Consider the following 21,825-nt stretch of genomic DNA (forward strand, 5'->3'; position numbering starts at 1 on the left):
ATTAAATTTGTAGTATAAGCCTCATTTTTTAATGAGGCTAAAGTGGCAAGTTTAACTAGAAATCAATATTACAGTAATCAAGATTTACGGAATTTATTTTCAAGACTGGGAATAAAAGCGGAAGAAGTAATAAGCCAGGAGTTTGATGATGTACTTAAGTTAGTTGAGCGGCGCTTTAGAAAAGCTTCATTAAAATGTCACCCTGATAAAGTAATAGGAGAGAAAGAAAAAAAAGTAGCTGAAGAAAAGTTTAAAAAACTTAGTGCAGATAAAGATAAGCTAGAGCAATATCTTAATTCTTTAAAAGCAGCTGGCATATCTATAACATTACAGCGAGAAGTGCAGGAAAAACAAAGGAGAATCAATGAGATTCTATTGCGTAGAGAGAAAGCTGTAAATAGAGCATGTTTATTTTTTATATTAGCAGGTGTGATACTTAATCCGTCGCATAAAGTCAAATATTGCTTATCGCAGCTTGCTAACAGTGGCAAAATGCAAAATATTGCTTATAAATTTTATGCATTCAGCATCGGAGTTTGGCCATGGTTATTTATTATATCCTTTTGTAGTATTATCTATGCAGCAAGTAAACAAAGAGGCTCACAAGAGGAAAATCTAGATAGGTTAAATAGAAGATACAATCTACTTATTGCTGCTGATAATTATGTGATATGTATGGCAGCAGCGTTTGCTGTGTGCAGTTTAGCATCGGAAATTGCACAAAATGGCTGTCCTGTTCAATATGGAACAATGCTGATAGTTAATTTGGCATTGGATTTATTACTTATTGCTTTACTTAGAACTTTTACGAAAGCTTCTGAATTATATAGCGAACACTGCATTCAGCGTTTATATGAAGAAGACACAGAATTTAGCTACAAGGAAAAATTTGCATGGTATGACTACAAATTAGTGCTTATGCCACTCATTCTTCCTATTGTTAAAATGTATTTTGAAGATTTAATTCAAGAAAAACCACAGCAGCACACCACCGATCCTAAAGTTACACCTTTAAATATAGGTGTAGGAACAAGAGCATAAAAAGATCTTTGCTTCAACTATGGTTTTTGCTACACTTTAAGCAAACTTGAAGGTGTTAATGAGTAAAGAAGTAAACCGAATTCTAGATTATTACGAAAGTGAAAATCCTGGGGTAAAAGCAAATCTTGCTCGTATTCTTATGCATGGAAAACTTAGTGGAATTGGCAAGTTAGTAATTCTTCCTGTAGATCAAGGATTTGAGCATGGGCCAATAAAAAGTTTTGAAGTTAATCCTGATGCTTACGATCCGCATTATCATTTTCAGCTTGCAGTTGATTCGGGAGTAAGCGCATACGCTGCTCCGCTTGGTATGATCGAAGCTGGTGCTTCAACTTATGCTGGAATGCTACCACTTATTTTGAAGCTTAATAGTGCTAACTCCTTGCACTCGAAAAACTTAACTTCTGATCAAGCAATAACTGCTTCTGTAAAAGATGCGCTGCGTTTGGGTTGCGTAGCTGTTGGGTTTACTATATATCCTGGTTCTGCTAAGTGCTTCGATATGATGGAAGAAGCTCGCGAAATTATAGCTGAGGCTAAGTCTTGCGGCCTTGCCGTAGTGCTATGGTCTTATCCACGCGGTGAAGGAATTTCCAAAGAAGGCGAAACAGCAGTTGATGTTATTGCCTATGCTGCGCACATAGCAGCTTTACTTGGCGCTAATATAATCAAAGTAAAACTTCCAATTAACTATTTGGAAAGGGAGAAAATAGAAACAGAAAATATTGAGTCATTATCTAAAAGAATTGAATATGTTAAAAGATCTTGTTTTGCAGGGAAAAGAATAGTAGTTTTTTCTGGTGGCGAGTCAAAATCAGTGAATGACATATGCAATGAAGCGAAAGAAATTAAGCAAGGCGGTGGTAATGGTTCAATTATCGGGCGTAACACTTTTCAAAGAAAAAGAGAGGATGCTTTATCTATGCTAAAAGATATAATGGATATCTATGCATAAAAAACGGCTGGGTGGCAGAATGGCTTATGCGGAGGACTGCAAATCCTTTTATACCGGTTCAATTCCGGTCCCGGCCTCTTACTCCAATTAGATCGTTTTTTCTTCTGAAATTTTAACAAGAAGTGTGGCTTTTAATGAAATATTTAAAAAAATAAGATACTATATTCAAAATATAAGCAGTAAAATGCCAAAGAGATTAACAGAAGTTTTATTATTGATTGGTTTGCCCTTCTTGCTTACCAGTTGCACTTTTCACTATTTATTAAAGAGCTCGTATACTCATCTTGCACCAGAAAAGTACCCTTCATCCAACAAACAGCCGGTTTACGTCGGTACAGCTTACAGTGCACAGACTATATATAATGCGTTATTTAATGACTTTCTGTTAATAGGTAAGTCATCATTCACAGCCAAACATGGGCGTGCTAGTCAATATGTTAACTATGGAAGAGAAGTTGGAGCAGATGTGATAATCGTATCATTTCAAAATATGCAAAAGGATAAAGAGCATTTTAGCATCACAGAAAAACTATTATGGGACACAAGCTTAACAACATTTCATACAAGGACCATTATAAACTTTGATCAGGACGTACTCTTTCTAAAAAAGGTAGGTGATGCAAAAGCTCCATGGGAATATGTCAAAGGAGAGTTCAAGCTTCACGAAAAAGACGATACTGATCCATATCTAGGGAATTGGGTAGGGTATAGAATATGCAAGATTGCAATATCTTCTTCAGAAGATGAATACTTAGGATTTGTAAATGAAGATAATTGTAAAGAAAAATCTGGAATAAATAAGATGCTTGCTTGGAAAAATGGGGATGTAAGGTTGCGGATTAATAAACAATCAAAACAGGGATTTTATTTAAATCGAAATAAGATTCCTATACTAATAAAATCTCAAATTAACAAATTTGGCTACCTCGAATTAGTAGATAAAAATACTGATCAAGTTCTGGTTTCCCTTCAGAAAAATTAGTTTTTACTACTCATAGAAACTATATATAGCTCTTCTCATAATAGTCAGAATAAAAAAGCAGAATCAACAGCTTGACGGAAAGACTTAAAAATAGGGATATTTTTTCTAGCTCTGTTCTTTATAGCAAACCACTGATGCTCAATTTTGTTAAAGTCTGGAGAATATGGAGGAAGATAAAGAATTTCAGCACCAACTCCTTTAGCAAGATTATCTATTTTTTTAGATTTATGAAAAGTAGCGTTATCAAGAATTACAGTTTGGCCAGACCTTAAAATTGGAGTTAAAAACTGCTCAAACCAAGCCTCGAAAACATCCTTATTGCAATATCCTTCAAAGGTCAATGGAGCAATGATTTTCTCTTTATTTAGAGCTGCAATCATACTGACCCGCTGAGCTTTTTTACCTGATTTTAGTGAATGAAACCTCTCTCCTTTTCTGCAGTATCCGTATGGGTAGTCTTCTGTATTATCTATTCCAGATTCGTCAATATATACAAGATTTTCATGACGTTTTGTTGCTATAACCTTTGAAAAGTGAGCTCGCTTCTCTTCATTTCTTTCTTTATATCCGTAGGTCTTTTTTTCTTGTAAATCCAATATTTTTAAGTGCACGGTGAATCGTTTGTCTACTGATATTGCCCCAGAGTTTAGCCATCTCTGACTGAGTTTTGCCACCATGGTTTTTTGCAAATTTGGTAAAAACATTCCAGTCAGTAATTTTATGGTTATATCCTACGCTTCCAGGCTTTTTTGACTGAAAATCTCCCGTTTCCTTACGTCTTTTCTGCCACTCATATAGAGTTGTTTTTCCAATTTTAAATCTCTCGGCAACATTTGCTCTACTTTCTCCTTCATCCAATGCTTCCATTGCTTTTTTCCTTAAGTCGTAACTATACGCTGCTGGCATACAAACCCCACTACCATAAATCCATATCTTAACTTGTTTGGATTATTATGAGAAGAGCTATACTTACTATTTTGATAAACCTCAAGCTTTCTAAGTTATTCTTGTTGCATGGTAAAAAATAAACTAAAAATAAGCAAAGTGTTTTACAAAATGATATTACGTAATTTATTGTTTTTACTGCCGCCTGAAATTGCTCACTCCTTGGTAATAACGGCGTTAAAAAAGATGCCCTGTAGGAAACCTATAGAACTACCTAAGTCTTTAAATGTAAACTTTTTTGGTAATAAAATTAGGAGTCCTGTAGGTCTTGCTGCAGGTTTTGATAAAAATGCGGAAGTTGTAAAGCCGATGCTCTCATTTGGTTTTGGATTTATTGAGGCTGGTACTGTAACTAAACATCCCCAATATGGAAACAAAAAACCGAGAATTTTTCGATTAATTAAAGATGAAGGAATAATTAATAGATTGGGATTTAATAATAAAGGAGTAGACTATTTTCTTAAACAGATAAGTGAAACTAAACTTGGTGATTGTATTTTTGGTATAAATATAGGAAGAAACAGTACATCAAAGGACCAAATCAGCGATTATGTTGACTTAATAAAGATAGTATATGGAAAGAGCAATTATATAGTACTGAACATCTCATCCCCAAACACACCTAACTTGCGCGATTTGCACAATAAACAAGAATTATCCAAATTGTTGAAATCTATCACTCTAACCCGGAAATCAATCGATAGCTCTGAATCCATACCGATAATATTAAAAATTTCTCCAGATATAGATCAGCAAACAAAAGAAAATATCGCTGAGCTTACACTAGAATATAAAATTGACGGCTTAATAGTAAGCAACACTACGATAAGTCGAGATTCTTACTATAATGAGAGCGGTGGGTTGAGTGGCAGACCATTGTTTCAACTTTCAACTGAGTTATTGAGTGATATGTACAAGCTTACTAAGAGCAGAATTTTATTGATAGGATGTGGGGGAGTTTCAAGTGGTGTTGACGCATATGAAAAAATAAAGGCAGGAGCTTCTTTAGTCCAGCTATACACTGCTCTTGTATACCAGGGGCATCAAGTTGTGAACAAAATTAACCTGGAGCTTGCGGAACTAGTAAGAAGGGATGGATTTAGTAACGTTACTGAAGCGGTGGGTTGTATACATTAATTTTGGAAGTGGTGGTATTATTTTAATAAAATAAAACTAATTCTCTGGTATAAAGGTGGTAGAAAGCGTTTTTCTTTTGAATGATGAACATGAAAGTTTTGAACGATATAATATCTAAAGTTATTAATTATCAATTTACAGATCATGCAATATTAGAAGAGGCATTAACCCATCCAAGCGTAAATAAAAGGAATAGCGAAGACCAGATCGTAAGCTACGAAAGGCTAGAGTTTTTGGGCGATAGTATTTTGAACATGGTTGTATCTGCTATGCTGTTTAAAATGTTTCCTGAAGAAAAAGAAGGAGCATTGGCAAAAAGAAAAACGGATTTAGTTTGTGGTAGTACCATTGCTAATGTTGCTAAAGAAATAGAGTTAGGTAACTTTATTATCATGAATAATAGTGAACGTTGCAACGGAGGGAAATGTAACTTAAAAAATTTAGAAAATTCGCTTGAGGCACTAATAGGTGCAATTTATATTGACGGCGGACTTGAGAGTGTTGAAAAATTTATTATCCGACATTGGGAAAAGCTAGCTAAAGACATCCTCGATCCTCCTCAAGATCCTAAAACTTCACTGCAAGAATGGACTCAGAGAAATAAATTACCTTTACCGAAGTATGAGCTTGTAAAACAAACTGGACCAGCACACAATCCTGAATTTACTATATCAGTTTGCATAGAGAGTTATGACAAAGTTTCTGCATGCGCTCCTAGTAAGAAAATTGCTGAACAAAAAGCTGCTGAGTTGATCCTAGAAAAAATTAAAAAAACGACTTAGTTTAATCAAAATAGCTGTTAGCATAAATTTAAAGTAAGCTAAGCTCTTTAGTTCAGCTTACATATTTTTTTATCTCAGCCAGAATCTTATCAGATTGACTTTCATCTGAATTTAAGTCAGCTACAAAGTGTGTGACATATTTTCCTTCAGGGCTAATAAGGTATATCATTGAAGAATGGTTAATTTCCTCTTCTCCATCTACTTTACTTGCATATACTTTATACTTTGCAACTACTTCATCTATTTTTTGTCTTTCACCAGTGAGCATTTGTATTCTATGGTCAAATTGCTGCTGAAATTCTTTAAGCCTTTCTGTATTATCGCGCTCAGGATCAACTGTGATAAAAAATGTTTGTAGCTTGTTGTCAGTTTTCTTATCTAACTTTGCAAGTGTTTCTGAAATTATGCCGAGATTCATAGGGCAAATTCTTTTGCATGAGGAAAATCCGAAAAAAATCATCATATACTTATTTTTAAAATCACTACTGCGTACTGTTTGTCCGTCTTGATTGATCAAAGAAAAATCTCCACCTACCTTAATTTCTGTATTTTGTGAAACAAATATGCCTTGCTTGGTAAAATAACAATAACCTAAGAAGATAGCTGCTACTGTTATTAGCAAACTAGACAATAACCTTATAAACTTTATCATTAAAGCGTTTCCAATAAAGTTAAATCATATATTGATTAGTTGATTGATTCAATATATTCCTTCCAAAGTGGGTTGTTAATTTTATCTAACAATTTCTTATGCTCATCAATTTCTTTAATACTTGGTGAATGTTCTCTGCGAGCTAAATTACGCACTTTATGCTGAATAAACGTAGAGTTATTGTCCTGAGCACATTCATTATTAAATAAAAAGGTTTGCAATCCTCCTGTAAGCTCAACATAGACCTTTGCAAGCAATTGAGCATCAACTAATGCTCCGTGTAACTCTCTACCTTCTAGCGATATATCAAAACGCTTGCATAATGCATTTAAAGAAGCAGGTGATCCTACAAACTTTTTTCTTGCAAGTGGTAATGTATCTAGCACTCTATCTGAGGAAATTAACCCGGCATTCAACTTGTTTAACTCCATATTAAGGAACTTAATATCAAACTCAGCATTATGAATTACCAAGATGTCATTAGATATGAAGTCAAGAAATTCAAGTGCAACATCTGAAAATAGTGGCTTATCTTCCAAAAACTCCTCACTAATACCATGAATCTTAAATGAGTGGTAAGGTATATCTCTCTCTGGATTAAGATATCGATGAAATGTTTTACCTGTTGCAATACGGTTAATTAGTTCTACACATCCTATCTCAATAATTCGATGGCCAGACTCAGTGTCAAGACCTGTAGTTTCAGTATCAAGTACTATTTCTCGTAGCCTACTTTCCATCGGTGTAACTAATCTTACTTGTCATTTGCTGTTAAATTTTTATCGGTACTTGCCTTCTTGTAGTTAATGGAAACAAGCAACCAGGTTGGATCTGATGAATTAATATTTTTTTTGAATTGCCATACATCCTCAACTTTGTTAATAGTAGACATACTACCTGATATGATATCTCCTTCATTATTCTTAACGAAGTTAATTTGCTCTGAAAGGAAATATACTGCAATAAATATTACGTTTTTTACTAGCTTTATTTCTAAGATCTTTTGTGAAACGATAGAAACAATTATAGACTCGTGTATCTCTTTACGATGCTTAATCTTATCCACAAAGCTGTTATACAAATCTTTGTCCAGAAGGGATTTTAATTGAGGTAAATTCCCTTGGTTAAAATATTTAATTATTAATTCAAAAGCTATGCTTGAACCTTCTATAAAATTGGAAATAGAGAACTCTCTGTTTTTTTGTAATATTTGTTTATAAGTAGCTTCTATTGAACTTTTGTCGTTGCTATAAATATAATCTTCGATATTTTCTACCACATCCTCTTTACTTTGACTTGCATCCAATACAACTGTTAGCTTTTTTAGGTTGAGACTGTCTGATCTTCCTAAAGAATTGTATAAGCGTGAAAAAATAAACGCCGCTAGTAAAGCATATATTACAAGCTCTATCATGGTAACTTAACCCCTTGGTATATAAAGTATCTAAATATTATTAATTATTGATAAAAATATGTTTTGCATATTAGCCTATAGTTAGGTTTGCTATTCGTTTATAAATGAATATATTATATAAGAAAGTATTAAATATCTCAACTTAATTAAAGGAGAAGTAAGAAATGTTACAACACAAAATGAAAATTCATGGTCAGTATGTCAAAGATCTTTCGTTTGAGAATCCAAATTCGCCATTCCTTCCTTCTAGTAAAGCTCCCGATATTAATGTAACGGTTAATATTAATTCAGCAAAATTAGAAGGAACGGAAAGCAAAGAAGGAATAAATGAAGAAAAACCTTTTCATGAAATTACTTTGCATATAGAAGTCAAAGCGACGGTAAAAGATGAAGATATAAAAAATGGTATAGCTTTCATTTGTGAGATAAAGTATTGTGGTATTTTTTCAATAGAAAATTTGAAAGAGTTGAGTGAAGAGGAAGTAAGACAAGCTTTGTTTATTGGCGGGCCTACTTTTCTTTTTCCTTTTGCAAGAGAAGTAATTGCAAGAACTACAAGTAGTGGTGGGTTTCCTCCACTTATGCTAGATCCTATAGATTTTGAAACTATGTATCAGCAGCAAAGTCAACAACAAAAAAGTAGCGCTAGTAATTCCAATTTTAACTAATACAGGATGAACAATTCTTTAAATGCAAAGACGACTTTAAATATTGATGGAAGGTTATATAACTACTTTAACCTAAGTAACGCTGGTAAATTCTTAGGAGTAAATTTAACCAAATTGCCTTGTTCACTCAAGGTATTGCTTGAAAATTTATTGCGCAACGAAGATGGAGTAAGCGTTAAATTAGATGACATAAAGATATTAGCAAATTGCGTCAAGAAACACATTAATCACGAAATTAGCTACAAGCCAGCAAGGGTTTTGATGCAGGATTTCACAGGAGTTCCTGCTGTCGTTGACTTAGCTTCAATGCGTAATTATGTGAAGAAAAACGGAGGTAACCCAAGCAAAATAAATCCATCTGTAACTGTTGATCTTGTGATCGATCACTCTGTTCAAGTAGATAGTTATGGAAGCACTTCCGCATTCAGTAAAAATGTTGAGCTAGAAGTAAAAAGAAATTTGGAGAGATATCAATTTTTAAAGTGGGGAGAGTCGTCCTTCACAAATTTTAGAGTAGTACCACCAGGTACTGGAATTTGCCATCAAGTAAACCTTGAGTATTTAGCGCAAGTTGTGTGTAATAATGATGGGGTCATATATCCTGACACTTTAGTTGGTACTGACAGTCACACTACAATGATTAACGGGTTATCAGTCCTTGGTTGGGGTGTTGGAGGCATAGAAGCTGAGTCTGTGATGCTTGGTCAACCAATTAGTATGGTGATTCCAGAAGTAGTTGGATTTAAATTAATTGGCAGACTACCGGAAGGAGTAACTGCGACTGATTTAGTGCTGACGGTTACCAGTATCCTAAGAACAAAAGGTGTTGTTGGTAAATTTGTAGAATTTTATGGTGATGGTTTAGATTATTTATCTCTAGCAGACAGGGCCACTATAGCTAACATGGCCCCAGAGTATGGTGCAACTTGTGGGTTTTTTCCAATTGATCAGAAAACACTCGATTATTTACATTTAACAGGGCGATCAGAAGAGCTGATCAAATTAGTTGAAGTCTATTCAAAAGAGCAGGGATTGTGGCGTAGCAGTAATGAGTTAGCATTTTTTGACACACTAGAGCTTGATTTATCAAGCGTAAAGCCAGTGATGGCTGGTCCTAAAAGACCACAGGATAAGATTTTCCTTTCAGAAGTAGCGGAATCTTTTTCTACATCTTTTCCTATTAATGAGACAAACAGACCTCCGTTGGAACCTATCTATGGCGATCAGCTCCAGAGTGGCAGCGTAGTGATTGCAGCAATAACAAGCTGCACTAACACCTCAAATCCAAGTGTGATGATTGCTGCAGGTCTTGTAGCTCGTAATGCAATTAAACTTGGATTAAAATCAAAGCCTTGGGTTAAAACTTCTCTTGCTCCAGGGTCACAAGTTGTGACAGAATATTTAGAAAAGTCTGGATTGCAGGTAGATCTAAATGCTTTGGGTTTTAATCTAGTTGGATATGGCTGCACAACTTGCATTGGAAATTCTGGTCCACTTAATAAGGATATAGAGGATGATATAAAAAACAAAAACTTAACTGTTGCTGCAGTTTTGTCTGGCAATCGTAACTTTGAAGGAAGAATTCATCCGTTAGTCAAAGCTAATTACTTGGCATCTCCGCCACTTATTGTTGCATATGCACTTGCAGGCACTGTGCAAATTGATTTGACAAAAGATTCAATATGCAAAGATAAGAATGGAAATGATGTCTATCTCAAAGATATATGGCCAACAAATAATGAAGTTGAGAGCTGTGTTAAAAGTGTTGTGACGCGTGAAATGTTCATACAAAAGTATAAGGATGTTTTTTCTGGTGATGAGCATTGGCAAAAGATAAAGTGTGAGAAAGGTGAAATATATGATTGGGACGCGAAAAGCACTTATATACAAAACCCTCCCTATTTTGATAATTTATCGACTAAGAACAATGGAAGCAACATAGTTGATATAAAGAATGCGCAAATACTAGCGATGTTTGGCGATAGCGTCACTACCGACCACATTTCCCCTGCTGGAAATATTGCCTCAAATAGTCCTGCAGGCATATATTTAAAAGGTCTTGGAGTTGAACCGCAAGATTTCAATTCATATGGATCTCGCCGCGGTAACCACAACGTAATGATGCGTGGAACCTTTGCTAATATCAGAATAAGAAATAAAATGGTGAGCGCTGAGGGTGGCTATACAAAACATATTCCTTCTCAAGAAACTATGTCAATTTTTGATGCAGCAATGCAATATAAAAGAGAAGCTGTTCCATTAGTTGTCATTGCAGGAAAAGAATATGGTACAGGTTCAAGTAGGGATTGGGCAGCAAAGGGTACTGCATTACTGGGAATTAAAGCTGTGATTGCAGAAAGTTTTGAACGCATACATAGGTCCAACTTGGTCGGCATGGGTGTTCTTCCACTTATATTCCAAAATGGAATAACCAGAAAGATATTTGATGGTAGTGAGATAATAAGCATAAAAGGTGAAATAGTATCAAATGGAAATCTAGAATGTATCATTAAAAGACAGGATAATTCAAAGCAATCAATACAACTCAAATGCTGTGTACAAACCGCAACTGAGATTAAATACTTAATGAGTGGTGGAGTGTTAAGCTACATACTTCTTTCGACTTAGTAAAAGTAAGTACTAGACTTCTTTTAGCTCCAGCCCTGGTCCTTTTAAATAATGATTTGTTCTATGCGAAGTTATGATATAATTTTACCTTACATATAGTAAAGGTGTTTTATAGATAATTATGATTAGCTCTATACAAGAACCTAATGAACTCAGAAAACGTTTACAAGGATTTTATCGTACTGATGAAAAAAGCTGTATACGTTATCTTGTAGAAAAAGTAGAACTTTCGGTTGATTCGAAAAACAGAATTTACAATATTGCAAAACAAGTTATTGAAAAAATCAAACACAATAAATTAAGTATTGTAGATTCCTTTATGCAGCAATATTCGCTTTCCAATGATGAAGGAATAGCATTGATGTGCCTTGCTGAATCGCTACTTAGAATACCAGATGATTACACAATAGACGAATTGATCAAAGATAAAATTACCAACCAAGAATGGAATAAACACTTGGGGCGTTCCTCTTCATTGTTTGTTAATGCTTCCACATGGAGCTTGATGATAGGTAGCAGTATATTGAGAGATAATGAAGGCGATTCGAAGTTCTATTACGCAATTTCTAAGTTACTTAAGAATTTAGGAGAACCGATCATTCGCAAAGCAGTAAAACAAGCAATGTCTATGCTTGCTAATCATTTTGTTGTTGGAGAAACCATAGAAGAAGCTTTAAGATATGCAAAACTAGATGACAATAGTAAGTTTTTATACTCTTTTGATATGCTTGGCGAAGCTGCTCACACAGCTGAAGATGCAGAAGAGTGTTTTGATTCATACATGCACTCAATAAAAGCTATAGGTGCAACTACTGAAGTGAATGATTGTTTTAAATCCCATGGAATTTCAATAAAACTTTCTGCTTTGCACCCACGTTATGAATTTGGTCAATTTGACCGAATTGCTGGTGAGATATTTACTAGGGTTTTAGAGCTCTGTCGTGAAGCAAAAAAATACAACATTTCACTATGCATAGATGCAGAAGAATCAGAAAGACTTGAGATGTCATTAGTTTTATTCGAGCAACTGCGTCTTGATGAGTCACTTTCTCAGTGGGGAGGGCTTGGCTTGGCTGTACAAGCATATCAAAAACGTGCTTTATCTGTGCTTGATTTTGTTGAGGATGTTGCTATCCGATCAAAGCATAAAATTATGGTGAGGCTTGTGAAAGGTGCATATTGGGACTCAGAAATCAAGTGTGCACAAGAGCTAGGGTTAAGTGGTTATTCAATATTTACAAGAAAAAGCTATACTGATGTATGCTACCTTGCGTGTGCACAGAAGCTTTTAAGCAAAGTAAATCACTTTTACCCATGCTTTGGAACTCATAATGCCTATACTTTTGCTACTATAATAGAGCTTGCTGACAAAGATCATCCTGGATTTGAGTTTCAGCGTTTACACGGAATGGGTGAGGATTTATATGATTATGCAATGTCAGAACTTGCAACAAGCATCAGCTGTCGTATATATGCACCAGTTGGTAAACGTAGTGATTTATTACCATATCTTGTTAAGCGTCTTCTTGAAAATGGAGCTAATAGTTCGTTCGTCAATCAAATAAATGATCCTAACGTTAAAATTGAAGAATTAGTCTCGGATCCATTAGAAAAAGCTAAAAGTTTAGAATATGAACCTCATCAAAACATTCCATTGCCACAAGATATTTTTGGAGAGGAAAGAAAAAACTCCTTGGGGATGGATATTAGTGATTCAATTACAGTTTCGCAATTTGCAAATGATATAAAAAAATTTAGTGAAAAGAAATGGCAAGTTGGGCCAATAATTGATGGAAAGGCACTACTTGATAGTGCTGAATTTATCGAAGTAGTGAATCCTGCACATTTGGAAAATGTAATTGGAGAAGTGTCAAGTACAACAAGCGCTCAGGCTTTAAATGCTCTTGAAATAGCACATAGTGCTTTTACTAAGTGGCAGAATATTTCAGCAGAAGAGCGCGCTAAATGCCTTGAAAAAGCTGCAGATTTGCTTGAGGAAAGGATGAAAGAGTTGGTTTACATTCTCATCTTGGAAGCAGGAAAAATTTTATCCGATGCAATAGCAGAAGTAAGAGAGGCAATCGACTTTTTGCGCTATTATGCAATGATAGCAAAAAACGAACTGAATGACTGGAAAAAATTGCCAGGTCCAACAGGTGAAGATAACTTCATCTTTTTTGAGGGCAGAGGAGTTTTCTTATGCATATCACCGTGGAATTTTCCACTTGCTATCTTCATTGGGCAGGTTTCAGCTGCACTTGTAGCAGGTAATGCAGTGCTGGCAAAACCGGCAGAGCAAACGCCGATTATTGCCTATGAAGCCGTTAAGATACTACACGAAGCTGGAATACCAAAAAATGTATTACATCTTGTTCCAGGAGATGGTCGATATTTAGGTAAAATATTAGTGCCAGATAATAGAATTTCCGGTGTAGCTTTTACCGGCTCAACACAGACCGCTCAAATAATTAATAGAATGCTTGCCAGCAGAGATGGTCCTATTGTGCCACTTATCGCTGAAACTGGTGGATTAAATGCTATGATTGTTGATAGTTCTGCTCTTTTAGAGCAGGTAACTAAGGATGTTTTAATTTCTGCATTTCGCAGTGGCGGTCAACGTTGTTCTGCTCTCAGAGTGCTATTTATTCAAGAAGATATAGCAGAAAAACAGATAAAAATGATATGCAATGCAGCTCAAGAACTAAAGATAGGTGACCCAATACAACTGAGCACAGATATTGGTCCAATAATTGACAAAGCATCTATTGATATGCTCACTAAACATACGGAAAAAATATCAAGGGATGAAGATTCAAACCTTTTGTCCAAGGTACCCATGGATACAAATTCTTATAATGGTTATTTCTTTCCTCCGTACATTTATGAGATACAAAAAATTTCGCAATTAAAGCAAGAAGTGTTTGGGCCTATTTTACATATCATACGTTTTAATAAGTCGCAGTTAAATGAAGTTATAAGTGATATAAACAATACAGGATATGGACTTACGTTTTCTTTGCAAAGCCGTGTACAAAGTAAGATCGATTTAATAAGCAAGAAAATATCAGTTGGAAATGTATACATCAATCGCAATCAAATAGGTGCAGCAGTTGGAATGCAACCATTTGGCGGTAGAGGACTGTCAGGTACCGGACCAAAAGCTGGTGGTCCTAATTATCTGCAACGTTTTTCTATAGAAAAGGTTGTAAGTGTCAACACTACAGCATGTGGCGGTAACATTACACTTGCGTGTTTGGATTGATTTGCAATTTCTAAATTGGAAGTCCGTGCAGTTGTGTATGCAGTACTAAAACCTAAAACTCATACACTGAAAGGATAGTTGTGATTCTAAGGAGGATTCAAAGAAAGTCTTGTCTTTAATAAAAGAAAAAGGTTGCTATAATTCTGATAAAAGCACTATAAACAAAATGAATGTAAAAAATATCTTATTAGCGTTTTTAGTACAATTTATATTCGATTTGTCATTATTTGCGGCTGATCCTATTTTGCTTAATTGTATTGAAACTCCAGGGATTTATGATCTTGAAACAAGGCCAAAAAGCTTTAACTCTTCAAATAATTTAAGAAGAAAACCTGGCTCTCCAAATAATGCAGCAGGAGAATTAATAAATGTAGTGGGTAGAGTTACTGATGTAAATTGCTTACCGATACAAAATGCTGTGGTTTCTATATGGCACGCAGACTCACTTGGCATGAGCTATTATGATGAAAATGTGGAGCTTGATCCAAATTTTGCTGGATCAGGAAGATTTGTAGTAAATAACCTTGGCTATTATAATTTTATTACAATAGTACCAGGTAAAATTGGTGATAGGGCTCCACACATCAACTTTTTGGTCCAACATCCAGATTTTCCAGAATTCACAACACAAATGTTTTTTGCTGATCATAATTGCGATAACTGTGATGATCTTCTTCTTGGTAATCTTATTGAGAGTGGACTTGCAAGCCTTCTGATAGCACCATTTACTTATAACAATCAGGCCATGAAGACCTACACATTTAATATAACCCTAGGTGGGCATAACAAATTTTCTGATAAAAGATAAAGCCCTTGCATATCAGGGGAGTTCATAGTAGTCTTAAGCGCTATTGTACTTAAAATGTATATGAAAAATATCTTACTAATGTTTTTACTATGTTTTATGTGCAGCTTACAATTATTTGCAACGGAGATGTCAACGATGAAGATAACAATTTCTAAAGCTTTACCCGATTTTGAGACGCTAGTGGTAGGTTTGTTTGAGGGTGATAAGCTCATAACTAATGTTCTACAAGATAAGCAAGCTATAGATAACATCAAGAAATTTAGTGGTTTTAATGGAGGTTTTGGTGAATTTTTCTCCGTTACTTCATCAGAGGGAAAAAATATTATAGTTGCTGGTCTTGGAATGAGAGATGAATGGGATGAAAGCAAAGGATTAAATATTGGTGGTAAAATATATTGTGAGCTAAGCAGATTAAGAATCAAGCGAGCAGCTATTTCAATCGAGGGCAGTACAGCAAATGTTGCATATGGAGCATTTCTGCGCAGTTTCAAGTTTAATAAGTATAAAACTAAAAAGGATGAAAAAATTACAGAAGTAGAGGAAATTACATTATTAGTAAAAGATGAACAGTTAAGTAGCATTGAAAAATCATTTGAGCGTTTAAAACACGAAGGTGAAGGTATCTTTCTTGCACGTGCTTTTACTACTGAGCCACCTAATATTTTATATCCAGAGTCTTACGCTAATCGTATAAAAGCTGAACTTACTAAACTTGGTCTTGAGGTTGAAGTGCTTGATAAAAAGCAAATGGAAGAGAAAAAAATGGGAGCCCTGCTTGGAGTAGCACAAGGAAGTAGTAAAGAGCCAAAGTTAGTGGTGATAAAATGGAATGGGGCTTCTCAAGAACAAAAACCAATAGCTTTTATAGGCAAGGGTATAACGTTTGACACTGGTGGAGTGTCACTTAAACCCTCACGCGGTATGGAGTCAATGAAATATGACATGGCAGGTTCTGCTACTGTAGTTGGAGTGATGCATACTCTAGCTGGGCGAAAAGCAAAAGTAAATGCAATTGGTGTGGTTGCACTTGCAGAAAATGCAGTGGATGGTAATGCTCAAAGACCGAGCGATGTAGTCACTTCAATGTCTGGACAAACAATAGAAATATTAAATACCGATGCAGAGGGAAGACTAATACTTGCGGATGCTTTATGGTATACACAAGATAGATTTGCACCGAAATTTATGATCGACCTTGCAACTTTAACTGGTGCTATAGTGGTTGCACTGGGAAGTAATGAATATGCTGGTCTTTTTTCAAATAACGATGAATTAGCGAATCATCTGATTGATGCAGGAAATGAAGTAAATGAGAAATTATGGCGCTTTCCTATGAATGAAACTTATAACAAAATTATTGATTCGCCGATTGCTGATGTGCAAAATATAGCTCCTGCAGGTTCTGGTGGAGATAGTATAATGGCTGCACAGTTTCTACAGCGTTTTGTAAACGACACTTGTTGGGCACATTTAGACATTGCAGGCACTGCTTGGCACGAAAAAGGCACTGATATTTCTCCAAGAGGGGCAGTAGGTTTCGGTGTAAGGTTGCTAAATAAGTTGGTTGAGAAGTACTATGAGATTAATAATTAAGGATCTTTGTATTGAGTTTATAGCTTAATTTACGGCTACATGAATGTCTATTTATAAGACGTAGAAAATGATATCATCAAAGTAACTTACATTTTCTTTTTTGGGGATTCTAAAGTTACACACTTGAGCAGCATCAAGAGAAAGTATTTTGTTCAAATGATGATTGTAATGATGGACTATTAAAACTTTAAAGCTATTTGGTATTGACGGTATATACTTAAGTGTTAGAATAAAATAGGAAGTTTTTAGGAGTTTATATGGCAGCAGGCGGAAAAGCGAAAACAGCTAGTAAAAATAACCCTACTCAGCGTAAGAAAGCAGAACAAAAAATGTATAAGGATAAACCGGTAAAGCCGGTTAGATATATAGACCGTGATTCACGTATGAACTATATGTCTGCTCAATACGATAACGGCAATCTAGTTGAAGATGAGGTAAGCGGCAATCCTATAAAGTGGGAAGCTGTATAGTAGTTGTGGTTAAAGTTACTATTAATTCTAAGGAATGTGAAGTAGAGCATGGGCTCACTATAATTCAAGCTTGTGAAGTTGTGGGCGTTGAAGTTCCGCGGTTTTGTTATCATGAGCGTTTAGCAATTGCTGGTAACTGCAGAATGTGTTTGGTTGAAGTTGAGGGTGGCCCTCCAAAACCAGTAGCCTCTTGTGCAATGCCAGTTGCAGAAGGGATGGTTATTCACACTGATACCCCTAAGGTTAAAAAAGCACGTGAAGGTGTGCTTGAGTTTTTGCTAATTAACCACCCGCTTGATTGCCCAATTTGCGATCAAGGTGGTGAATGCGATTTGCAAGATATCACGATGGCTTATGGTAAAGGAATCAGCAGACTTGATGAATATAAGAGGGCTGTGCCAAAAAAACATTTTGGTCCGCTGATTGAAACTGCAATGAACAGGTGTATTCATTGCACTCGGTGTGTTAGATTTTTGTCTGATGTTGCAGGTACAAATGAACTTGGAGCAATTGGAAGGGGAGAAAATATAGAGATTAGTACTTACATAAAAAGGCATATTAGCTCTGAATTATCTGGGAATATTATAGATCTTTGCCCGGTGGGAGCTTTAACTTCAAAGCCCTATTCTTTTACAGCACGTCCATGGGAGCTATCACATTGTGAAACTATAGATGTGCTAGATGCTGTGGGAAGTAATATTAGAGTTGATTGTCGTGGTCCTGAAGTTATGCGAATATTGCCAAGACTCAATGAAGAAGTGAACGAAGAATGGATATCAGACAAAACTCGTTTTGCTTACGATGGACTCAAAGTACAACGCCTCGATCGACCTTATATAAAAAAAGAGGGCAAATTAATTCCAGTTGATTGGAATGAAGCATTGGCTTTTGCTGCAAAGAAACTAAAGAGTACGAAATCAAACAAAATAGCTGCAATTGCAGGTGATTTAGCAGATTGTGAGTCTATGCTTCTACTCAAAGAAGTGATGCAGAAGCTTGGTTCGGGGAATATAGACTGCAGGCAAGATGGTGCAAATCTTATATCAAGTAATCGTGGATCTTATGTGTTCAATACCACTATTCAGGGTATAGAAAGTGCAGATTTATGCTTGCTAATCAATACGAATCCAAGGATAGAAGCACCAATAATTAACGCAAGATTGAGAAAGAGATATTTACAAGGTAATTTCACTATTGCAAATATTGGTCCTAATCTTGAATATCTATATAATGTTGAAAGATTAGGTGATGGTCCAAACGTTCTAAAAGAAATAGAAGAGGGAAATCACAAATTCTGCGAGTTACTGAGTGCGGCTCAGAACCCTATGCTAATTATCGGTCAAGATGCATTAATAAGAGATGATTCTGAATCAGTTTTAGCTCTAGCTGGCAAAATTGCAGAAAAATTTAACATGATCAGAGATGACTGGAATGGCTTTAACGTACTGCATAAGGCTGCAGCAAGGGTTGGTGGACTCGATATTGGATTTGTTCCTAGCAAAGGTGGAAAAGACATTAATCAGATGCTAAAACAGGCAGAAAGTGGCGAGGTGGAAGTTGTTTATCTTCTTGGTGCAGATGAAATTGATACATCAAAATTAGAAAATACATTTGTAATTTATCAAGGCCACCATGGTGATAGGGGAGCGCATATAGCAGATGTCATTCTACCTGGAGCTGCATACACAGAAAAATATGCAACTTATGTAAATACTGAAGGGCGAGTACAGAGAACAAATTTAGCTGTTTTTCCTCCTGGTGAAGCAAAGGAAGATTGGTTGATTATTAAAAATTTATCCCAATATTTGAGCCTTTCCTTGTTATATGATAGTTTATTTGATGTGAGAAAAAAATTAGATACTATCGGTCCACAGTTTAGAAGTGTTGATCAAGTGGTAAAAAATACATGGGTACCAATCAGCAATGGTAAAATAAATTTAAGTAATACGCCTTTTACTTTAAAGGAGTGTAATTTTTATATGACAGACTCAATAGGTCGTGCTTCAAAAATAATGGCAGATTGTACTAAGGATTTTTATGAACACTCTACTTAATATTTTATTTATTCTAACACCATTATTACTAATAACTCTGGTATATTTTCAACGAAAATTAAACTCTATATTTTTGTGTAAAGAACAAAATACATTAGAAAAACAGTTCGTTTATAAGCTAGTTGATTTTATCAATGATATTATTGCACTATTTACGGAAGGATATGTATGGATGGCAATAACATTTATTATAGTTACCGAGGGAAGAGGGAATTATTTGCCTCTCACAATGATCTTAATTATGATGTCACTAGTGTCATTCATATGCATATCATTTTACTATTCTATTAAGCTAAATGCTGTACAGAAAAGTGTTGTCCTATTGATTTCAATAGGGACATTGTCTTTTGTGTCTAGAGCATTTGCTGTATTTTTTATTGCCACAATTATGAACTATTTTTTTGATTTAGGGTTGCATGTACTTGATATTTGATATTCTTTTTCTTCTTATTCCACTTTTGCTTTCAGTAGCATATTTAGTGTACTTTGAGCGTAAAGTTATTGGTGCAATTCAACTAAGGCATGGTCCAAGTGTAGTAGGGCCATTTGGGCTACTACAGCCATTTGCAGATGCTATCAAATTGATAATTAAAGAGCCGATAATACCATTTAGAGCAAACACCATACTGTTTATTATGGCTCCAATGCTCACCTTTATTTTAGCATTAATTTCCTGGGCAGTTATACCATTTGGAGCTGAAATAATTACAGAAAATGGACAGCAGGTAATAATCCCTAAGGTAATATCAAATATTAATGTTGGAGTGCTTTATGTGCTAGCTATATCCTCTTTGGGAATATATGGCATTATTATTGCAGGCTGGTCTAGTAATTCTAATTATGCATTTCTTGGCGCTATAAGGTCAGCTGCTCAAATGATTTCATATGAAGTTTCAATAGGTCTAATAGTTGCTACAGTTGTTATTACAACTGGCACATTAAATCTTGGAGAGATGGTGGTAGCGAAACATAATATGCCATTTTGGATTGATTTATTACTAATGCCTATAGGAATAATATTTTTTATTTCTTTGCTTGCCGAAACTAATCGTCACCCATTTGACTTACCAGAAGCTGAAGCAGAGCTCGTCTCTGGGTATAACGTCGAGTATTCATCAATGCCTTTTGCTCTCTTTTTCTTGGGAGAATATGCAAATATGATTTTAGCAAGCGCTATGATGACAATATTCTTTCTAGGAGGGTGGTATCCTCCATTAGAGCTTAGTTTGCTGTATAAAATTCCTAGTTTAATCTGGTTTGTTTTGAAGATAGTTGTACTTTTGTTTATATTTGTTTGGATTAGAGCTACAATACCTCGTTATCGTTATGATCAATTAATGCGTCTTGGTTGGAAAGTATTTTTGCCAATATCGGTACTTTGGGTAATACTCATTTCAGGAGTGTTGCTTTTTACTGGGAATTTGCCTGGATCCAATGTTTAATTTCCCAAATACAAGGTTAAGGCGTAGGCGCTCAGGCAAGTGGATTCGCAATTTAACAAGTGAAAGCACTTTATCAGTAAATGATTTGATTTTTCCCTTATTTGTTCATGACGGAGAAGAAACAATTGAGCCAATTTCTGGCTTACCTGATATCAAATGTTATTCAATAGATGGATTAATTTCTATAATTCAGAAAGCTAAGGACTCGGGGATTAATGCTGTTGCAATTTTTCCTGTAGTTGATAGTAAACTAAAATCTGAAAACGCCGAGGAAGCGTACAATCCTGACAATTTAATCTGTAAAGCAATTTGTGCTGTAAAATCAAATGTACCGGATATTGGCATTATTGCAGACATTGCACTAGACCCATACACTACTCACGGTCATGATGGCATTTTAAAAAGCAGTAGGATAGATGTAGAAAATGACGAGACTGTGTCAGCATTATGTAAGCAAGCACTTGTTTTAGCAAAAGCAGGATGCGATATAGTTGCTCCTTCTGATATGATGGATGGCAGGATAGGAAAAATAAGAAAAACATTGGATGATAATAACTTTCAGAATGTGTCAATATTGTCCTATGCAGTAAAGTACTGTTCTAGCTTCTATGCGCCGTTCAGGCAAGTTGTCGGTTCGTGCGCATCATCAAATTTCATCGACAAAAGTGGTTATCAAATGGATTATAGAAATGCACGTGAAGCAATCTGCGAAATCGAAATGGATATAGATGAAGGTGCAGATTTTATTATGATAAAGCCGGGTATGCCATACTTAGATGTAATAAAAACAGCAAGTGAAAAGTTTAATTTTCCGATTTTTGCTTACCAAGTAAGCGGTGAATACGCAATGATAAAAGCTGCAGCAAATAATGGCTGGTTGGATTATAACAGAGTGATTTATGAGTCCTTAATTGGTGTTAAACGTGCAGGTGCAAGTGCAATATTTACCTATGCTGCACTTGATGTTGCAAAAAATTTGGTATCTACTTAGA

At 35.4% G+C, this 21,825-nt stretch carries 19 protein-coding genes and 1 tRNA gene; 16 read left to right on the forward strand and 4 right to left on the reverse strand.

The window, feature by feature from the left end; genetic code table 11:
* Nucleotides 1-42: 42 nt before the first annotated feature.
* From ABWU56_RS01280 to ABWU56_RS01295, 4 genes are all read left to right on the forward strand, one after another.
* Nucleotides 43-1,041: a molecular chaperone DnaJ gene (locus tag ABWU56_RS01280; RefSeq protein WP_353281633.1), complete on the forward strand. Its 999-nt coding sequence runs from the start codon at nucleotides 43-45 to the stop codon at nucleotides 1,039-1,041.
* A gap of 58 nt (nucleotides 1,042-1,099) precedes the next feature.
* On the forward strand, nucleotides 1,100-1,996 hold the full coding sequence (locus ABWU56_RS01285) for a class I fructose-bisphosphate aldolase (RefSeq protein ID WP_353281634.1): 897 nt from the start codon (nucleotides 1,100-1,102) through the stop codon (nucleotides 1,994-1,996).
* Between the two features lie 5 nt (nucleotides 1,997-2,001).
* Nucleotides 2,002-2,073, forward strand: a tRNA-Cys gene (locus ABWU56_RS01290).
* Between the two features lie 107 nt (nucleotides 2,074-2,180).
* Nucleotides 2,181-2,978, forward strand: coding sequence for a hypothetical protein (locus ABWU56_RS01295; RefSeq protein WP_006015735.1), 798 nt, complete (start codon nucleotides 2,181-2,183; stop codon nucleotides 2,976-2,978).
* A gap of 44 nt (nucleotides 2,979-3,022) precedes the next feature.
* Here ABWU56_RS01295 and ABWU56_RS01300 read toward each other — a convergent pair.
* A protein-coding gene (locus tag ABWU56_RS01300; protein WP_265028085.1) for an IS630 family transposase occupies nucleotides 3,023-3,884 on the reverse strand; the annotation gives its coding sequence in 2 pieces (ribosomal slippage) (nucleotides 3,023-3,560 and nucleotides 3,559-3,884; 864 coding nt in all).
* A 108-nt stretch (nucleotides 3,885-3,992) separates the two neighbouring features.
* Here ABWU56_RS01300 and ABWU56_RS01305 point away from each other — a divergent pair.
* Both ABWU56_RS01305 and rnc read left to right on the forward strand, forming a co-directional pair.
* Nucleotides 3,993-5,060: a quinone-dependent dihydroorotate dehydrogenase gene (locus tag ABWU56_RS01305; protein ID WP_353281635.1), complete on the forward strand. Its 1,068-nt coding sequence runs from the start codon at nucleotides 3,993-3,995 to the stop codon at nucleotides 5,058-5,060.
* A gap of 89 nt (nucleotides 5,061-5,149) precedes the next feature.
* Entirely contained in the window at nucleotides 5,150-5,842 is a 693-nt protein-coding gene (rnc, locus tag ABWU56_RS01310) for a ribonuclease III (RefSeq protein ID WP_353281636.1), read from the forward strand.
* A 52-nt stretch (nucleotides 5,843-5,894) separates the two neighbouring features.
* On the opposite strand, the gene ABWU56_RS01315 is transcribed toward rnc, so the two are convergent.
* Genes ABWU56_RS01315 through ABWU56_RS01325 form a run of 3 tightly spaced genes read right to left on the reverse strand, consistent with a single transcriptional unit; the run spans nucleotide 5,895 to nucleotide 7,908 of the window.
* Nucleotides 5,895-6,494 carry an SCO family protein gene (locus tag ABWU56_RS01315; RefSeq protein WP_010404358.1) on the reverse strand — a complete coding sequence of 200 codons (600 nt, stop codon included), beginning with the start codon at nucleotides 6,492-6,494 and terminating at the stop codon, nucleotides 5,895-5,897.
* A 35-nt stretch (nucleotides 6,495-6,529) separates the two neighbouring features.
* Nucleotides 6,530-7,234 (reverse strand): DNA polymerase III subunit epsilon, encoded by a 705-nt coding sequence (gene dnaQ, locus ABWU56_RS01320; RefSeq protein WP_353281637.1) that lies wholly within the window; start codon nucleotides 7,232-7,234, stop codon nucleotides 6,530-6,532.
* A gap of 14 nt (nucleotides 7,235-7,248) precedes the next feature.
* Nucleotides 7,249-7,908, reverse strand: coding sequence for a Tim44/TimA family putative adaptor protein (locus ABWU56_RS01325; protein ID WP_353281638.1), 660 nt, complete (start codon nucleotides 7,906-7,908; stop codon nucleotides 7,249-7,251).
* A gap of 164 nt (nucleotides 7,909-8,072) precedes the next feature.
* On the opposite strand from ABWU56_RS01325, the gene secB reads away from it, so the two are divergent.
* The 10 genes from secB (at nucleotide 8,073) to hemB (ending at nucleotide 21,824) form a co-directional block, all read left to right on the forward strand.
* On the forward strand, nucleotides 8,073-8,576 hold the full coding sequence (gene secB, locus ABWU56_RS01330; protein ID WP_064085710.1) for a protein-export chaperone SecB: 504 nt from the start codon (nucleotides 8,073-8,075) through the stop codon (nucleotides 8,574-8,576).
* Between the two features lie 6 nt (nucleotides 8,577-8,582).
* A complete protein-coding gene (gene acnA, locus ABWU56_RS01335) occupies nucleotides 8,583-11,204 on the forward strand; it encodes an aconitate hydratase AcnA (protein WP_353281639.1) in 2,622 nt (873 codons plus the stop codon).
* Between the two features lie 121 nt (nucleotides 11,205-11,325).
* Nucleotides 11,326-14,466, forward strand: coding sequence for a bifunctional proline dehydrogenase/L-glutamate gamma-semialdehyde dehydrogenase PutA (putA, locus tag ABWU56_RS01340; protein ID WP_353281640.1), 3,141 nt, complete (start codon nucleotides 11,326-11,328; stop codon nucleotides 14,464-14,466).
* Between the two features lie 166 nt (nucleotides 14,467-14,632).
* Nucleotides 14,633-15,274 carry a protocatechuate 3,4-dioxygenase gene (locus tag ABWU56_RS01345; RefSeq protein WP_064085711.1) on the forward strand — a complete coding sequence of 214 codons (642 nt, stop codon included), beginning with the start codon at nucleotides 14,633-14,635 and terminating at the stop codon, nucleotides 15,272-15,274.
* A gap of 135 nt (nucleotides 15,275-15,409) precedes the next feature.
* The gene (locus ABWU56_RS01350; protein WP_264730013.1) at nucleotides 15,410-16,867 is read left to right on the forward strand and encodes a leucyl aminopeptidase; all 1,458 of its coding nucleotides are present in this window, start codon (nucleotides 15,410-15,412) and stop codon (nucleotides 16,865-16,867) included.
* Between the two features lie 257 nt (nucleotides 16,868-17,124).
* Nucleotides 17,125-17,337: a hypothetical protein gene (locus ABWU56_RS01355; protein WP_006279675.1), complete on the forward strand. Its 213-nt coding sequence runs from the start codon at nucleotides 17,125-17,127 to the stop codon at nucleotides 17,335-17,337.
* Nucleotides 17,322-19,391, forward strand: coding sequence for an NADH-quinone oxidoreductase subunit NuoG (gene nuoG, locus ABWU56_RS01360; protein ID WP_353281641.1), 2,070 nt, complete (start codon nucleotides 17,322-17,324; stop codon nucleotides 19,389-19,391). The genes ABWU56_RS01355 and nuoG overlap by 16 nt, the downstream gene beginning before the upstream one ends.
* Nucleotides 19,375-19,824: a hypothetical protein gene (locus ABWU56_RS01365; protein ID WP_010404400.1), complete on the forward strand. Its 450-nt coding sequence runs from the start codon at nucleotides 19,375-19,377 to the stop codon at nucleotides 19,822-19,824. Before nuoG ends, ABWU56_RS01365 begins: the two co-directional genes overlap by 17 nt.
* Nucleotides 19,808-20,833: an NADH-quinone oxidoreductase subunit NuoH gene (nuoH, locus tag ABWU56_RS01370; RefSeq protein ID WP_010404403.1), complete on the forward strand. Its 1,026-nt coding sequence runs from the start codon at nucleotides 19,808-19,810 to the stop codon at nucleotides 20,831-20,833. The genes ABWU56_RS01365 and nuoH overlap by 17 nt, the downstream gene beginning before the upstream one ends.
* The gene (gene hemB, locus ABWU56_RS01375; RefSeq protein ID WP_353281642.1) at nucleotides 20,826-21,824 is read left to right on the forward strand and encodes a porphobilinogen synthase; all 999 of its coding nucleotides are present in this window, start codon (nucleotides 20,826-20,828) and stop codon (nucleotides 21,822-21,824) included. The genes nuoH and hemB overlap by 8 nt, the downstream gene beginning before the upstream one ends.
* The last annotated feature ends 1 nt before the right edge of the window (nucleotide 21,825 follow it).

This window comes from Wolbachia endosymbiont (group B) of Horisme vitalbata, assembly GCF_964028625.1.
GTDB lineage: Bacteria > Pseudomonadota > Alphaproteobacteria > Rickettsiales > Anaplasmataceae > Wolbachia.

What these genes read in the sequence shown, in the direction of transcription:
- dnaQ (WP_353281637.1), bottom strand. Translation starts at nt 7,234, where the DNA reads ATGGAAAGTAGGCTACGAGAAATAGTACTTGATACTGAAACTACAGGT.
- ABWU56_RS01295 (WP_006015735.1), top strand. Translation starts at nt 2,181, where the DNA reads ATGCCAAAGAGATTAACAGAAGTTTTATTATTGATTGGTTTGCCCTTC.
- ABWU56_RS01285 (WP_353281634.1), top strand. Translation starts at nt 1,100, where the DNA reads ATGAGTAAAGAAGTAAACCGAATTCTAGATTATTACGAAAGTGAAAAT.
- acnA (WP_353281639.1), top strand. Translation starts at nt 8,583, where the DNA reads ATGAACAATTCTTTAAATGCAAAGACGACTTTAAATATTGATGGAAGG.
- hemB (WP_353281642.1), top strand. Translation starts at nt 20,826, where the DNA reads ATGTTTAATTTCCCAAATACAAGGTTAAGGCGTAGGCGCTCAGGCAAG.
- ABWU56_RS01315 (WP_010404358.1), bottom strand. Translation starts at nt 6,494, where the DNA reads ATGATAAAGTTTATAAGGTTATTGTCTAGTTTGCTAATAACAGTAGCA.
- rnc (WP_353281636.1), top strand. Translation starts at nt 5,150, where the DNA reads ATGAAAGTTTTGAACGATATAATATCTAAAGTTATTAATTATCAATTT.
- ABWU56_RS01325 (WP_353281638.1), bottom strand. Translation starts at nt 7,908, where the DNA reads ATGATAGAGCTTGTAATATATGCTTTACTAGCGGCGTTTATTTTTTCA.
- ABWU56_RS01305 (WP_353281635.1), top strand. Translation starts at nt 3,993, where the DNA reads ATGGTAAAAAATAAACTAAAAATAAGCAAAGTGTTTTACAAAATGATA.
- secB (WP_064085710.1), top strand. Translation starts at nt 8,073, where the DNA reads ATGTTACAACACAAAATGAAAATTCATGGTCAGTATGTCAAAGATCTT.
- ABWU56_RS01355 (WP_006279675.1), top strand. Translation starts at nt 17,125, where the DNA reads ATGGCAGCAGGCGGAAAAGCGAAAACAGCTAGTAAAAATAACCCTACT.
- putA (WP_353281640.1), top strand. Translation starts at nt 11,326, where the DNA reads ATGATTAGCTCTATACAAGAACCTAATGAACTCAGAAAACGTTTACAA.
- ABWU56_RS01345 (WP_064085711.1), top strand. Translation starts at nt 14,633, where the DNA reads ATGAATGTAAAAAATATCTTATTAGCGTTTTTAGTACAATTTATATTC.
- nuoH (WP_010404403.1), top strand. Translation starts at nt 19,808, where the DNA reads ATGTACTTGATATTTGATATTCTTTTTCTTCTTATTCCACTTTTGCTT.
- ABWU56_RS01365 (WP_010404400.1), top strand. Translation starts at nt 19,375, where the DNA reads ATGAACACTCTACTTAATATTTTATTTATTCTAACACCATTATTACTA.
- ABWU56_RS01350 (WP_264730013.1), top strand. Translation starts at nt 15,410, where the DNA reads ATGAAGATAACAATTTCTAAAGCTTTACCCGATTTTGAGACGCTAGTG.